We start from the raw sequence: 15381 nt of genomic DNA, 5'->3' as shown, positions 1-15381 counted from the left end.
AGGCCCATTTCATTGATTGGGTTTGCCGCTCGAGGTCAGCGAGCTGGATCTGACTTTGGTCGAGCAGCGTGCGAACAGGCCGCGTTAGATCCCACGTTCCGGACCGTATGTTCCGGACCACACGGCAAGCACGACCGGATCTGGGGCACGATCATCGCGGAATACTGCTGCACATTCGGATCGAGCCTTTGGACGTCAATCGACGTAGCCGTACCTCTTGTAGTATCGATTGCGGTAGTAGGCCGCGCCGTATGTGTCGTAGCGGCTCATCACCGACATGTTCACCTTGTTAAGAACCGCGCCTAGCATACGTTCGCGCACAATCGGCGTTTCACAGAGCACGCGCTCGACGATATCGACTTTCGACTTCGCCCACTCGATGACGAGGATATAGGAGTCCGCGAGCGCTCCGGTCGCCCGAACGTCGACGACAGGCGCCAGCGGGCTGAGATCGAGAATGATGCGATCATAGTACTGACGTAGCTGCTGGAACAGGTTTTCCATCTGCTGCGAGGCCAGCAGGTCGCTCGAGTTGGAAAACCGAAAATTCACCACGCAGGGCAAGAAATGCAGATTGGTTTGCGGATCGATCCAAACTGCTTCCGTCCAATCAACCCTGCCCAGGACGACATCGATCAAGCCCATCTTCGCCGAGGGGGCCATCCGCGCGGTAAGGCTTGGATTTCGGATGTCGCCGTCGATCAGCAGTGTGCGACAACCGCTTTGCGCCACGGTTTGGGCGAGCGCCTCGCTGATCGTGGATTTGCCTTCATTGGGGAGGCCCGAGGTAATGCCGACGACCTTGTTGGACGATTCGTCACCCCTGAGATCGCATGCCAGCTTGATCGAACGAAAGCCCTCGGCAAAGCGCGAGAAGGGCGAATCGATCACGTATCTGCCGACGCTGTCGTTGGCAGTCAGCAGACGGTCGCGATGCGGTTGCGGGATATGGGCCCCGATATCGGATCGTCCCAGCGGCAGACCCGAAGCCGACGCGGGGACCGGCTTCGCCGCCAGCGGCTGGGGTTTTTTCGGTCGCCTGTTGAACAGCCGTCCTGCCTTGGACAGCAAAGGACGCCCGGATAGACCCATGCTCTGCTCGCTGCCGATCGCTGGGATCGAAGCAAGGCAGCTGGTGTGAAGATGGCTCTCGACCTGGGATACTGTTCGAAATACGCGGTCCAGCATGTCGAGCAGGATAGCGACGCCCCCGGCAAGGATTGCGCCGCCGATCAGCGTTGCCAGCAGGACGAGCGTTGTCTTGGGCGATGTCTTGTTGGGAGCGTTGGATGCCTGTGTGATCACACGCGCTTCGGTAATCGGAAACGATTGCTGCTGAACCGAGACCATGTAGAGCTGGAGGAAGTTGTCGGAAAGCGCCCGGGCGCTCTGCGCGTTGCTTTCCAGATCGCGCAACGCGATTTGCGCCTGGTTGGTGCCGTTGGAGAGCGCGATCGTATCGTTCAGGCTCTTCTGACCTGACTCCTCGCGCGCTTTCGCGATCGCGAGGTCGCTCTTGTACACTTCGGCCGTGCGACGCAGCTCCTCGGTGATCGAATGCCTGATTTCGCGCATCTGGTTGCGCAGATTGACGACCGCAAGGTGAGTCGGTCCGTATCGATTCGACCAGTCGGCTTGCCGCGCGGCATAATCGAGATAGGTCTGGCGCAACTTGGTGATAACCGGATTGTTCATCGTGTCGGTCACGGTCGCCAGGTCATTCAGGATGACCTTGGAGTCGTTGTCGTCCGCATTCAGAATGGCCGTAATCCGCTCGAGCTTGGCCTGCGCCTCGGCGCGCTGAGCGCGGGCCTGAGTCAGCGAGCTGTTGATTTCCGCGAGTTGCTGCTCGGTGAGGAGCCGCCCGCCGGCATCGACGATGTTGTTCTTGGCCTTGAAGTCGACGACCGCGCGTTCGGCTGTGGAAGCCTGCGTCCGCAGTTCCTTCAATCGATCCTGCAACCAAACCGCCGCCCGCCGCGATGCTTGATATTTTGATTCCAGTGAATCGTTGATGTAGCCTTCGGCCACCGCATTGGCGACCCGCGCAGCCTGTTCGGGTGAAAGCGCCTGATACGATATTTCGATAACATAGCTCAGGCCAACGCGCTTGATCGAGAGATTGCCGATCAACTTTCCAATTGCGGTACGCATCAGAGCGTCTTCGGACGGGCGCTGTTCGGGAAACAGTCCGGAAAACAGGTCGGAGATGCTGGAGAGCAGTCCGCCTTCGTTGGCGGTGAACTCCGGCGAATTGAGCAGGTTCAATTGCTTGATGACGGAGGTTGCAATGGTCTCCGACTTGAGGACTTCGACCTGGCTGTCGACCATCGCCGAATCGATCGGACTATCGCCGCCCGCCGGGGCTTGGGTCTGCAGCCCCTGCATCTTGCGGCTGTCGATCAAGAGTACGGCGGTGCCGGTAAATCGCTTCGGTGCCGTGAGCAAATAGACGCCGGCGAAGCCGATGCACAGGCACAGCACGAAAATCATCACGGGATACTGGCGGCCAATCAGCGCGACTGCCGTAGAAATCGTCTGCTCCAGTGAAGGCGACTCCTGAGCAGGAGTTTCGATCTCGCGAGGGGGTGTGATTCGAGTTTGGAGCATCCGGCTCGTCTACCTGACAGGAGGTCCTGGAGTGTGCTTTGGCGAAGCAAGCCAAAGCGCGTCAGCGCACGCTGAACGCACCAGCGGGCTGAACGTGCCAAATAAATGTGTCAGCAAGAGTGCGGTGCATCATACAACTTCGGAACCCGTTCAAGATTTTCAGCGCAGCGATTGGCAACGTGTACCAGTTCAGGGCCACAACGCTTGGTTAAGTGCGGCCCGGGCCGAACGTTGAATGAGCAATTCCCGTGCCGGTCAATAGCGATACCGCGAAAGGCGTGACATCCGCGAGAAAAATGACAGGAGAAATGAAAGGCGCGAGCAAACCGATTGAAGGCAATCGCGACTGTCAGGCTTTGTTCCATTTTTGCGTCACCGTGCCTCGAGCAACGGCACCGGAGCGCAGCTCCACGGCGTTTTCGGCCGAAGTGGCCACCGGTTTGCGTGAAGAGCGGGTTGAAACAGCAATCTGGGCAGCCTTCCGTCAAAGCCGACAATGCTCAAGACGATGATTATCGGAGATCGCGAGGGGAACGTTAGCGCCAGCCTGCCGCGTCGGGTTCCAAGTGCCAGAATGAGAATCTTTGCCCCAAATCCGCCCCAAACCCGATCGCGATCATCAATCGAAGTCTTTGATGCGGGAGTCACGTTTCCATTCGTTGAGCGAGCTCGGCACGTCGTGTTCGAACCTGAACCCGTTGGCGACGAGGCGTTTAGGCAGGATGTTCGTGGAGAACCACAACTTCCGGATCCGCTCGCGGTTGATCCCGGTCTTGATGCCGACCTTGTGCAGCATCTCGAACGGCAGGACAGCCAAATTCATGAACCACACCGGAATGGTCAGCGTCGGCTTCGTGTAGCCGGCAGCCTGAGAGAAGGCCGCGCAGATCTCGCTGATCGTGTAGCGATGCTCGTAGCAGAAATTGTAGATCGATACGCTGTCGTTGCGAGAGGCCATGAACAGCATCGACGAGATCAGGTCCTTAACATAGCCGCATGACTTGATCGTGTCGGTCCGGCCGGGATAGACGAACGCACGCCTTTCCAGCAGCCTCGACAACCGCGTGAAATTCCCCTGTTCATAAAGGCCGTAGATAACGGCGGGGCGGACGATCGTCAGTCGTCTTGCGGGATCCTCCGATTGCCAGAGCTTATGGATGGCCTCGGCCGAGAGCTTGGAGCGCCCGTAGGCGCTCGCCGGCGCCGGCTGGGAGTCTTCGTCGAGCGGTGCTTCGCTCGGGCCGTAGATCGATATCGAGCTCGTGAAAGTGATGTTCCGGCTGCCGGTCTCGTTGGCAAACCGGCACACGTTCACCGCGCCGAGGACGTTGGTGTAGTAGTACTCGCCATCCGGATGGCCCGGCGTGGTGTGGATCGCCGCCAGGTTGAAGATGTCGGCCGGCTCTCCTCGCGCGAGCTCCGGGTCGACCGGCTCGCGGACATCGTGATGGACATATTCAACGCCCGCGACCAGGGTCCGCGGTTTGCCGATATCCAGGGCGACAATGCGATCGTATGTTCCGGACGCGATGAGCTGCTTCATCAGATGTGTTCCGATGAAGCCGGCACCTCCGAATACGAAAGCCTGAGTGGGGTTGGACATGCGGCTCAGGGCTCTGTTCGTGCGAAGCAGCTGGACCCGGCGCGGTGAATTTCCGCTGCGCTTGGGCCGACACTGACCGCGATCGGTGTTGCAGGCGCCATCAATACAACTCGCGATACTCGTAGCGGAATGCGGTTGACCCGGCAGAGATGCCGAGGATCCTTTGCAGCTTCTGATAGCCGCTCAAGGCAACCGTGATGCAGTCCGAGCTGCCGGCATAGCAGACCTGAACGTTGATGGATTGCCCGCAAGTGTTGTTCACCGTCACGAGCTGGTCGATGATCTTCGGATTGATGACTTGGGGACGCGTCGATGGATGGACCGATATGCAGGCCGTTCCATCCGGCGCCTTGTGGCTGGGCGCATAGGTGCCCTTCATCGGCGGGAAGGGATTCGCCGGCATCGGCGCCATTCCCGTTCCTCCGTACATTGGGGCCGATGATCTTCCGAAGCCGACGATCTGGGCTTGCGCTCCCGATTCAGACAGTACGGCAGCGAGGGCCAGGCTGCATGTGATGCGGCCGGCCTGGGCGAAGTGGCGAGAAAGGTTGGCGTTGTTCATGCGATCTCCCATCACGAACTGGGATCGGCCTTTAGGACTCAAGCGCCGGTCTCGAGAAGTTCGATGAGGCCGAAACCGGAGACATGGTGAAACGAGACGTTCTGGCCGCCGAACAGAATCGCCGGCGCCGGTGCGCTGACCGGCACGATCTCGACGCCGGATGCCGACAGAGCATGCAGCGCCTGTTCGACATCAGGGCATGCGTAGCACAGGTGGTAGATCATGGTGCCGCTTCGCTTGATTAGCTTGTCGATCGGAGAGGGACCGTCGCCCGGCCAGATCACTTCGACGTCCGGCATCAAGGGATGATGCCGCATGGCGAGATTGACTCGCTGTATCGGGTCAAAAGCGGTGTTTCCCGCGATGTAGCCGAGTGACGCCAGGTAACGAAAGGCCTCCTCCGGGGCTGCGACTGCAAGCCCGAGGTGATGGAAGGTCAGTGCAGCCGATGCCGGCGCGATGTCGCTCGCGGCGGGGTTCACGTCCTCTTACGCTTTCTTCTCGATCAGATCGGCGAACTCGCCGACATTCTTGAGGGTTCCGATCTCAGACGCGGAGAATTTCACGCCGAAGGCCTTGGAGACAGCCAGCACGAGGCGGATATGGGACAGGCTGTCCCACCCGTCGACATCGTCAGCGGTCGTTTGCGGCGTGAGAGCCAGATCGTCCTCGTCAAATACGTCCCGAAAAACACCGGTGAGCTTGCTGTAAACTTCGGCCTTTTCCATTGCATCATCCCTTGTCGATTGTGTTGGCGGTGCTATCGCGCCCGGATCACCGGCCGGTCAGTTGTTACCCGGGGCAACGGTTGTCACCTGCTCCGAAGAACGCAACGTGGTGATCTTTGGCGCTGATTTCTCGGGGGTCTCCAGGCAGACGAACGAATCCAGTTTGCTCGCCAGCCTGGTCGACCAGATATCGGCCAGATGCCGCTTGGCATGTACCTCGTCCGAATAGTCGAGGTCGTTGTCAAGGTCGTCCATGGTCAGTGAACTGAAGTTCGGCTGCTCGCCAAACTCCTGAAGCAGGTCGGTCAACGCCCGCAGGTAGCTCGGTTGATAAGGGCTTGCATCGCGATGCCATGCGGGAATCGGCAGGTTGACGAGCACGACCTTCTCGCCTGAGTCCAGCAGCGCGTGGATGGTTTGTCTCAGGACTTCGACCTGCGCAGGAGAAATATCGTTCGCGCGCCCCATCGTTTCCTTCCAGTACTGCAGCGCTTTCTTCTTCTCGGCGTCCGACATCACGACGCTTTCGCGCTCGTCATCGGTGCGTTGGGCGGTCCTGCGCCCGGTGAGCACGAGATTGACGCCGGCTCGGGCCTGGCGGGCGGCCTTCTCGAGCAGCAGAAAAGGTCGGATTGCCATCACGCCGGCATCCAGCCATTTCGCGGGCAACACCGCGACCGGACCGTCCGGCGTGCGGTGGTAGAAGCCGTATCGGTAACGTTCGATGTCGATATCGGTCTCGCCGCGATGGCGGTCGCCTTCCGAATATTTGACCTCCGAATCGATGAACATGCCAAACCAGAGGCCGATGACGAAGGTGTTCAGCCCGCGCTTCTGATCGCCCTGCACCTCGTGAACCAGATTGATCACCTGCCGGACCTCGGAAATATTGGCACCTCCCATCGCGAGGTTGCTGACCTGGGCGCAGCCGAGGTTCGACTGCACGAGCTTCTGCCGGAATCCGACGCCCGTGTTCGATGCTCCCACCAGAATGACTTTCCTGTCCGGGTTATCGAGCACGCTGCGGCCGAGAACGACATATTTTGGAACTGTCATATAGAGCGTTTGTTCCGCAGCCTGGAAATCCCGCGGCCCGGCGCTCGATGGATCCGGAAACACGACGAACGAAGCGGCTGCGAGCAGCACGTAGAGAAAGGCGAATGACACCAGGGTCAACGCCGTCTGTCGAAGGATGTATTTCAATTTCAGAACGCCTTGTAGACGAAGTCCGGAGCCTTATGCAGCAGGGTCGCGACGGCGACGATCGCCATCATCTTGCCTGCCAGGTGCAGATTCTTGGTGATCTCGCCGTTCTGGATCGCCGACAGGCTAACCGGGATGCGGATCCGGTTCTGGATAAGGTCCAGACTCAAAGCCGCCATTGCGAACGCCGCCGCCACCACGACAAAAGTGACAAGAACGCCGGCGACGCCAAGCCGCGCCAGCAAATGCGTGAATTGAGGCAGTTCGGGGACCCACAGGCAGGTCAGTGCGAGCACGAAATAGCCAACGGTTAGGCCACGCGCCAAATAAACGTAGGTGGTGGACTCGGTTAGCGCGCGATAGCGCTTCTTGCCCAGACGTTCCGTGCAGGCCACCTGCCAGAGCTTGTTGATGCTGGCGCCGGCACCCATCAGCAGGCCGTAAATGACGAACACCGCCGTCGTGCCGTGCCAGACGCCCATCACGCCGAAGGTGATGAAAAACGCCAGCACGCCCAGGTAGGACGTAAGCGCAGGCGAGGGGAGCCAGGTCATCAGGAACATCAGGAGCGGATTGAAGAGATAGAACTTGAACCACTGCGACAGCGTCATGTGCCAGCGCTGCCAGAATTCAAGAAAGCTGCGCGCCGAAAACGGCCTGTCGAAGTTCTCCGGGAGCGTTTGTCCGAGCAGGATTCCGATCCCGATCACGATGTCCATGTATCCAGAGAAGTTGAAATACAGATAGACCGTGTAGAGCGATGCGACCGTCGCATAGACGGCGCACAGCTTGAGAAACGTCAGGCCGCTCGGTTGCAGCAAATGTGGACTGAGGAACGTGAAGGCGTAATCGGCGGTCGCGGCGACGATGACGAATTTCACATAGCCGGTCGCGATCCTGGAGAAAGCAGCATAGACCACCGACGCGTCGAGCTGAACGACCGCCCTGCCGTCCATCGCGCTGAAATCCTGATAGCGCTGGATCGGACCGGAAACGAAGCACAGGAAGTTGCACGTGAAGCGAAAGAACGCCAGCGGCCCAATTCGCTCGGTCATGTCTCCCGACCGCACGTCGATCATGATGTGCAGAATCCGGAACAGGATGTAGGAAAGCCCGACAGTGAGATATGGGAACGGAAGCTGGCCCAACCCTTCGAAGAACGAGAAGCGCTTCAGGAATATGTAGCAACAGAGTATCGCGACGACGCCCGACGCCAGCAGGAGGCCCGACTGGCGGAGGTAGAGCGCTGACACGCAGACATAGCCAAGCGCCAGGAAGGCTATCAGCGGCAGCACCTGCGTGACATCGTTGAGGTAGCTTGCGATGAAGACGGCATTCGCCGCTCCAAGCACGAACCGTCGGTAGGCGACCGATTCGCTGGCGTGGTACGCGACCACCACCGTAGCGAGGAACGCAAAGAACAGGGGAGATGTCAAACTCATGGATGTAAGGCTCGAAGCTGTCCCAAATTGTCGTTCAGGATTGTCGGCGATCTGACCAGATCAGGCCGGCTCGAACTGCTTCTCTTCGCGCTGAACCGTCATCGGAAGATCCTCCAGCTCGACGTCGGTAACGAGCTTCCAGCGGCCACTTCCGTCGGCACCGTCGTCGAGGCGCGCGAAGCCCAGTTTGCCATAATGGTCGCGGACCATCTCGTTTCTGTCGGTCGGAAGATAGATACCCTCCAAAGTCGCGATGCCCGCGGCGCGCGCCTGCAACACGATCTCGGCCAGCACGGCCTGTTCGACGCAGCGGCCGAGCACTCGGCAACTCATCAACCAGCTGTCGATCGTCCAGGTGTCGCGACGGGTCTCGCGGCAGATGATCACGCAGATGATGCCATTGTCGCCGAACTTGTCGATCAGCCGCGCGTGCAGCGTCATGACGCCGGCGTCGGCCTCCAGCTGCTCGACCTGGGATTCGGTGTAGCGGCGCGTCGTCAGGTTGAACTGGTTGCTCTTGTTGATGAGCTGGGTGACGCGGGCGCGCGTCGTCCGGTCGAAGGCGCCGAAGACGATACGCATTTCCAGTGACCGCAGGTAGGAATTCAGATCGGTCGCCTGGCCTTGCAGGCTGAGCCGGCGCGCATTAGCCTGATACATTTCGGCGCGCGCGCGATCCTCCTCGGAGAAGTTGATCGCCTCGAAATAGCCGGCCGCGGCCAGCGCCCGGGCGTAAGTCGCCGGATCGGTGTCGAGTTCGGGCACCGCTACCTCCGGGATCTCCTGGCGGATCAGGCCTCGTTCGACCGGGTTGTCATCCAGGAAAACGAAGGAATCCAGACCCAGCGCGAGCTCCTTTGCGATGGCGCGGATGTTGGTGGCCTTGTCGTTCCAATTGGCCTGGAATACCGCGATATGCTCTTCTTTCAACAGCATGTCCGGGTGTTCCTTGAACGGCCGGCGCGCAATGCTGTCGGTGTTCTTCGAGCTCACCGCGAGTACGATGCCGCGCGCACGCAAGGTCAGCGCGAGCTGCTGCACCGAAAGATGCGCTTCGCCGGTCGCATCGCCCTGCGCGATCTGGATGCCTTCCATGCCGTCGTCGCCGATCACGCCGCCCCAGACGGTGTTGTCGAGATCAAGCACGAGAACCCGGCGGCTCTTGCCGCGCATGGCACCGATGATGCGCGCGACGTGCTCGGCATAGAGCGGCACAAAGGCGTCTGCAAACGGCAGTTTGGCTAGATTCCACTGGGCTGGCGAGTGCCAGTCGGCAAGGCCGACCGTCTCGGCGATGCCAGCGACGTCGAGCACCATGTCGGTCGACTGCAGCACCGCCTGGGAAATCCTCTGATTGACACGATCGACCAGATTGCGGGCCGTGCCGACCAGCGCGCGGTCAAAGGATCCGAACAGCCCTTCGGGCGGCGCGGCGAGCGTTTGCAGGATGCACAACGCGCCGCTGTGGCGCGTCACGCCCGCGCGGATCGAATCAAGAAGTCCGATTGCCGCGTCAACGGTTTCGCTGGCCAGTTGCTCGTTGCCCGGGCACGGCTGCACGGACAGTCCGCGGTGATCGAGCGCGAGCAGGACCGCGTCCGGCCGGGCCTTGTTGAGCAGGGAATCCGGCTGCAGCGCATCCTGCAGGAATTGATCGTAAGCGCCCGTGACGCATTCGAGCGCAAAACCGTGACGGGCAGCCGTTGCAACCAGCACGGGCACGATCAGGTCGAGCGTGCCGTTGCCGATCAGGCCGAGGCGAAAGGGCGCGAGCGGCGCAAGAGATGCACCGCTGAGTTGCAGCGAGCGAATGGTCCGACCCAGCCTCGACAGCTGCCGCTCATCGAGCGCATGCGTTGCAAGTGCTCTGATTTTTTTTCCGAGGGACGCTCCGGAACCGTTTGCCAGTTCCTTGCACTGAATCGAGAAATCGGCGGGAGGTTTCGGAAGCCAGGCGAGTTCACGATATAGCTCTGCGGACACAGCCGTTTCCTTTATCTTGGCAACACGGTCATTGCCCGACTTGCTTTCGCTTCCCCTCTTTGTTGTTAGCCACAATCTTTATCCATAATTCGACAGTTTCATGGCGGTTGAAAAAGCGCGGCCACACATCCGCTGTTCGACGACATAGTTTCGGCGCGATCGGAGAGGCAAAGCGCGTGCCCGTCGACTTAATTCGTTGCCACACCGCAAGCATACGAAATAAGAAGCTACTCTTGGACTATGGGTGAGGAACCCGAAGTGACGAATGAGCTGACCCTGTCGGTCGTAATTCCCAATCACAATTACGCCAATTATGTAGGCGCTGCGGTCAGGAGCGCGCTCGACATTCGCTGGCCGAATGTCGAGGTGATCGTCGTTGATGATGGATCGACGGACAATTCGCTCGATGTCATCAAGACCTACGCCGACAGGATCACGCTGATCAGCCAGGCCAATGCAGGCCAGATGCCGTCTTGCGTCAACGGGTTCCACCGCTGCAAAGGCGATGTCGTGATATTTCTCGATTCGGATGATGCACTTCATCCGGATGTCATGACTGAAATTGCGGCAGTGTGGTCTGACACGGCAAGCAAGTTTCAGTTCCAAATGCGGGTTATCGACGCCACGGGAAATCCGACCGGCAGCATCTTGCCGCAATATTTCGCAATTCCCACGCCCCGGGAAATTCACACATGGGTCACGACCACCGGCGTCTATCCGACGCCTCCAGGATCAGGCAGCGCGTATCCACGATCCGTGGTCGATCGCATCTTCGGGTTTGAATCCGACTTTGTCGATCGAGCGCCCGACAGCTACCTTATCGCTGCGGCTCCTGTGTATGGTGACGTGATCACGATCCCAAAGCCGCTGGTGGACTATCGCGTTCATGGGTTGAACCATGGTGCGCACCTGAATCTGGACGACAGCCGCTTCGCGCGGGAAGTCGACCTGACCCGCCGGCGTCATAAATTCTTCACCGATGTGGCAAGCAGCGCCGGCATGCCGGTGGATGCGGACGCACTCAACAGGAATTTGCTGTTCCTGTGCCTTCGCGCGGCATCATACTCACTGCGACCTGACATCCATCCGATCGCGGGTGACAGCGCGGTTCAAATCGTTTGCGCCACCTTCAAGGCATTGGCGTTTCCCCAAGGCTTTTCAAAGGCGCAGCGGACGTCGCTGCTTTTGTGGATGATCTGCGCATTGTTTGGGCCGCGCGGTCTCCGCCGTCCGGTGGTGAGCTGGCGCTATGTGCCGACGGCACGCCCGCAATGGATGAAGCGCATGCTTAGTATCCTTCGGGTGGTTAAAAGGGCGCCAGCGTGAACGAATTACGAGCCGTGGAGCGCCGGCACGAAATGGCGCGCCTATTCGGCCAAATGGGGTTGAACCCTGAGGCGCGGCCTTAGAATCTCAGTGAACGGACGCTCGAATATTCGCCATGCCGCAACACCGACCATGGCGGAAAGAATGAGGCTGGTGACAAAGAACGACGCAGGGTTGAAATACGCCTTGAACTTCGCGACTGCAGAGATGGTGAGTGTATGCGTCAGGTAGATCGAATATGAGGCATCGCCGAGCAGGGCTAACGCAGGCACAAGCGGAACGTCCTGGTTCTTTTCGATGATGACTGCCGCGGCGACGAGCAGGAACGCCGGTATTCCCCAGACCGCGACGCGCGGCGATTCGATCCCGAGCCTGGCTGCAACGAGAAACAGCAGCAGACCAGCCGCCAGGGAGATGTACCCCCAGCGCAACGGCGGCGGGCGATCTTGCTCGAACGCTCTGCCCAGCAGAACCCCCGCCGGGAATTCGAGCATGATCGGATCGGTGAAAAAGACGATCGGGGGATTGCTGCCAGCATAGATGCGGCCCGCCAGGGTCAGGGCGAAAAAAGCCCCAAGCAGGAACCACAGGCGCGTGGTGCTCTCGAGAAACAGTGCCGCGGCAAAAATGGCATAGAAAAACATCTCGTAGTTCAGGGTCCAGCCCGGCACCAGCACCGGCCAGATCTCGCCGTTGCTCGGGGATCGCATCGGAAAGAAAACAAGTGAGGCGAGGGTGTGCCAGGCGCTGACGACCAGCCGCGGAAACAAGGCCGGAAAGATCATCGCGGCGAAGACAAAGGAAAGCGTCACGAACCAGTACATCGGGACAATCCTGATGATTCGGTTCAGGAGGAAATCCGCCGGTGTCTGTGTGCGGTACGCAGTCATGGTCCACATAACGAATCCGCTGACGACGAAAAAGACGTCCACGCCGGCGCTGCCGATGACGAGCGCGCGACCATACGTGAAGCCTTGCGCGTGAAAGACCACAACCCCGAAGGCCGCGAGCGCTCTCAAATATTGCAGCGAGATAAGCCTTGCCAACGCTGTCTCCAGTGATCTCTGGGACCACCAATGTCTGGCGGCAAGGTTCCGTGCTGCATCCTTATGCGTGGACCTGTGTCCATCGCATTTCGGTTGAACTCGGCATGAGCAGCGACTGCCGGCTTCACGGCGCCCGGCGTTCCGCGGTGGTCGCCATTTTTCCTGCGGACTTCGGTGTTCGTGTGGAAGCTATGCGTTCTTTTTGCGCCGCGTGTTCCGTCATTCAACCGGCGCGACGTGCCAGGCGAGCGGCGCTTCCACGACAAGCGCGGGATCGACGTCGCGAGGTGCAGTGATCGACTACCGCGACCGTGCGCGTTCGATCGGCTGCTGCGCTGTGTTCCCGACCAGCGTCAGCAACCAAACGAGCAGCGCGAAGCTTGGCTTCAGGACGACTCCGACACTGATCCAGCTGAACACCAGCAAGTTGCAGATCTCCACGCGCAGGCGGCTGGAATGCAATCGGTGCAAAAGGATAGCTGCGATCAGGACAAATCCGAGCAGGCCATACTCGTAGGTCAGCTTTGCCCATGTCGGGTCGTTGACCTCATAGGTCACGCGATACAGCTGGATGTCTCTCAAATAGCTGCCGGCGCCGTTCCCAAACCAGGTCGCAAGCGGGCCGTTGTCGAAGCTATGCCCGACCATCTCCATCGGCGCTACGAAGCGCGCGTATGCGCTGGTATTTGGTGTCTGAAACTCGGAAAGCCGGTCGAACCACAGGTCCAAGCCCGGGATATTCAGACTGTAGAGCAGGTAGAGCGCCAAAATCAGGGCGACGAGATAGACGACGAAGAGCGGAATGCGAACCAGTGATCTCGGCAGCAACAATCCGGCGGTGATCGCGAGCAGGCCAGTGCCCGAAAGCGAACAAAGCAATCCGGCCGCGAGAACGCCCATGGTGCGCAGCCTTGCCCGCGACCCGAACTCGATGACGAGCGCCAGGGCGACGACGAGCGAGAGATCAGCCGACTCGCGGAGGAAAAAGCCGTTTGCCTTGATAATTCCGCCGCCCTCGCGAACGAACGTGTAGCGCCCGGCGCCACGAATGACTTCGGGCAGGCTGAAATAGATGTTGGTCAGAAGCGACGACTTGGTGGCGTTGACCAACACGATCTGCACGACGGCAATGCCCGCGATGACGGTTGCCGCCGAAACGTAGGCGGCCAGTATGTATTCGTGGACCGCCTGCGGATCTCCCTTCAACCGAATGGCGAATGGAGCATAGAGAACGAAAAGCAGCATCAGCGAAGTCCACGACGTCGACGATGTCGCGGTCGCAGTGCCGAAACAGGCAAACACCAGTGCGACGATGAAAAGGCTCAGAGACAGGAACCCGATCGAAGCGAAGCCGCTGATCAAGAGATACGCGGTCACCGCGGCATAACATATGAGGTCAGTCGATGCCGGGAACGCGTTGATGTTGTAGGCAATCTGCGACAGGAACAGAACGGAGATGATCGATGCCCATATGGCAAATCTCCCCGACTTGCTGAGTTCGTTGTCCGCCGATGTCGCGGTCCCTGTCGTTACTCCAAGAGGAACCTGAATCTCAAAAGTCATCGCGACTGTCGCCCGGGTGGATGGGGATCACGCTAGCACGGTTCAGTCGTTCGAAACGATCGAAATGCGGTTCCGGTCATGACGTCATCTCGGTCTTTTGCAACAGGATGTCACGGAGGCGCCTGGTTCCCTGCTCAAGCCCGAAGCGGTGCGACATCAGTTCGAACAGCCGGGCCTGGTTCCGGTTGAGGGAGGCGAGGTCGTCGACGCCGCCGATGATGGCATTTGCAAGGCCCTCCATGGTGTCGGCGAGATACATCGCCGATTGCTCGTCGGCAGTGGTACCATCGACCGCCGTTCGAAGTCCGAAGATGGGAAGCCTCGCGAAGGCGTAATCCAGCAGCTTCAGCTTGAACCCGCCGCCGAGCGTTTCCGCAACAAGTCCACCGCGCGACTTCGCAAGCACGCCGGAGAGATCTGCAACTGGGCCATGGAACACAAGCCTCGGTCGTTCATGGGCATAACGAGCCTTGATGTCCTCCGGAACGTTTCCGACCACGTCGAGGGTGACATCCTTGGATTTCAGCACCGGAAGCAAAGCGCCAATTATGTGTTCCAGATTGCGCTGTTTTGCCACCCATTCGAATGAGCCCAGCAGCAGGATGGACCTCGGCCGATCCGGCCCGATGCGATCGCCGGGCGCGATCGTCCCGAGATAGATCGGCGGCACCACGAACGTGGTCTTGCCGGACCGCGCAAAATGGGCCGCATCGGCGTCGGTGATGCAGACAATGCTGTCGGCTGCCTCGACGAGGCTTTGCTCCAGTCGTCGGTACTTCTCTGCATCCCAGCGCATGATTGAGCGGCGCAGCGGGTTGGCGAAATCCTTTGCGATCTCGGGCCTGATCTTTCCCTCGGCGTTATGCGCCACGTAGCAGATCGAGGCCTGCTTTCGCTGCTGCAATACCATCGGCAGAAACGCGGCGGAGCGCGCGTGATCGAACACTATCCAGTCCCAGCGTTGTTTCAGGAGTTCGGCAAGGGCCGCTCCGATTGACGGTGGTGCAAGACTGTAGGCGTCTCGTGGCAACGAGGTGAACAGGCTCAGGATTCCATGCCGCCGCGGCAACGGCGGCTCCGGGAAGGTGGTGCGGGGCAAGCGAAGCAGGCGATCCTCGATCGGCCCGCTCCCGCGCCGTGTGCCGATGACCGTTACGGCAGCCCGTTCGGTTCTCGACAGAGCGGTGAGCATCCCCGCGGAATAGAGCGCGTCGCCGCTAAAAAGCGGCGAGGGGACGCGGCCGGCGATCCATAGAATCTTGTTCATCGCTCGATCTCGAAACAACGCTCAGAACGGCAGGCCGATGCCGAGGCA

The 15381-nt window shown here is 59.8% G+C and carries 13 protein-coding genes; 2 read left to right on the top strand and 11 right to left on the bottom strand.

The window, feature by feature from the left end; all coding sequences use genetic code 11:
* Positions 1-195 precede the first annotated feature (195 nt).
* Positions 196-2610, bottom strand: a complete 2415-nt coding sequence (locus JQ553_RS32475; protein ID WP_212504154.1) for a polysaccharide biosynthesis tyrosine autokinase — start codon at positions 2608-2610, stop codon at positions 196-198.
* A 248-nt stretch (positions 2611-2858) separates the two neighbouring features.
* Here JQ553_RS32475 and JQ553_RS32470 point away from each other — a divergent pair, with 248 nt between their 5' ends.
* Positions 2859-3122 carry a hypothetical protein gene (locus tag JQ553_RS32470; RefSeq protein ID WP_212504153.1) on the top strand — a complete coding sequence of 88 codons (264 nt, stop codon included), beginning with the start codon at positions 2859-2861 and terminating at the stop codon, positions 3120-3122.
* Positions 3123-3229: 107 nt separating this feature from the next.
* Here the strand turns inward: JQ553_RS32470 and JQ553_RS32465 are convergent, their stop codons facing one another.
* From JQ553_RS32465 to JQ553_RS35175, 7 genes are all read right to left on the bottom strand, one after another.
* A complete protein-coding gene (locus tag JQ553_RS32465; protein ID WP_212504152.1) occupies positions 3230-4213 on the bottom strand; it encodes an NAD(P)-dependent oxidoreductase in 984 nt (327 codons plus the stop codon).
* A 100-nt stretch (positions 4214-4313) separates the two neighbouring features.
* Positions 4314-4775: a hypothetical protein gene (locus tag JQ553_RS32460; RefSeq protein WP_212504151.1), complete on the bottom strand. Its 462-nt coding sequence runs from the start codon at positions 4773-4775 to the stop codon at positions 4314-4316.
* Between the two features lie 38 nt (positions 4776-4813).
* Positions 4814-5257, bottom strand: a complete 444-nt coding sequence (locus tag JQ553_RS32455) for a VOC family protein (protein WP_212504150.1) — start codon at positions 5255-5257, stop codon at positions 4814-4816.
* Positions 5258-5263: 6 nt separating this feature from the next.
* Positions 5264-5503: an acyl carrier protein gene (locus tag JQ553_RS32450; RefSeq protein ID WP_212504149.1), complete on the bottom strand. Its 240-nt coding sequence runs from the start codon at positions 5501-5503 to the stop codon at positions 5264-5266.
* Between the two features lie 57 nt (positions 5504-5560).
* Positions 5561-6706, bottom strand: a complete 1146-nt coding sequence (locus JQ553_RS32445) for a hypothetical protein (protein ID WP_212504148.1) — start codon at positions 6704-6706, stop codon at positions 5561-5563.
* 2 nt (positions 6707-6708) lie between these two features.
* Entirely contained in the window at positions 6709-8148 is a 1440-nt protein-coding gene (locus JQ553_RS32440) for an MBOAT family O-acyltransferase (RefSeq protein WP_212504147.1), read from the bottom strand.
* A 60-nt stretch (positions 8149-8208) separates the two neighbouring features.
* Positions 8209-10131: an HAD family hydrolase gene (locus JQ553_RS35175; RefSeq protein ID WP_212504146.1), complete on the bottom strand. Its 1923-nt coding sequence runs from the start codon at positions 10129-10131 to the stop codon at positions 8209-8211.
* Between the two features lie 240 nt (positions 10132-10371).
* Between JQ553_RS35175 and JQ553_RS32430 the strand changes: the two genes are divergently transcribed.
* On the top strand, positions 10372-11457 hold the full coding sequence (locus tag JQ553_RS32430) for a glycosyltransferase family 2 protein (protein WP_249144782.1): 1086 nt from the start codon (positions 10372-10374) through the stop codon (positions 11455-11457).
* Positions 11458-11498: 41 nt separating this feature from the next.
* Here JQ553_RS32430 and JQ553_RS32425 read toward each other — a convergent pair whose 3' ends face one another.
* From JQ553_RS32425 to JQ553_RS32415, 3 genes are all read right to left on the bottom strand, one after another.
* Entirely contained in the window at positions 11499-12503 is a 1005-nt protein-coding gene (locus JQ553_RS32425) for an acyltransferase (RefSeq protein ID WP_212504144.1), read from the bottom strand.
* 300 nt (positions 12504-12803) lie between these two features.
* Positions 12804-14066 (bottom strand): hypothetical protein, encoded by a 1263-nt coding sequence (locus tag JQ553_RS32420; protein WP_212504143.1) that lies wholly within the window; start codon positions 14064-14066, stop codon positions 12804-12806.
* A gap of 76 nt (positions 14067-14142) precedes the next feature.
* Entirely contained in the window at positions 14143-15333 is a 1191-nt protein-coding gene (locus JQ553_RS32415) for a glycosyltransferase (RefSeq protein ID WP_212504142.1), read from the bottom strand.
* Positions 15334-15381 lie beyond the last annotated feature (48 nt).

It is taken from the genome of Bradyrhizobium lablabi (genome assembly GCF_018131005.1).
GTDB lineage: Bacteria > Pseudomonadota > Alphaproteobacteria > Rhizobiales > Xanthobacteraceae > Bradyrhizobium > Bradyrhizobium lablabi_D.
The sequence above is the reverse complement of the archived record's forward strand: the minus strand, read 5'-3'. Positions and strand labels throughout refer to the sequence as shown.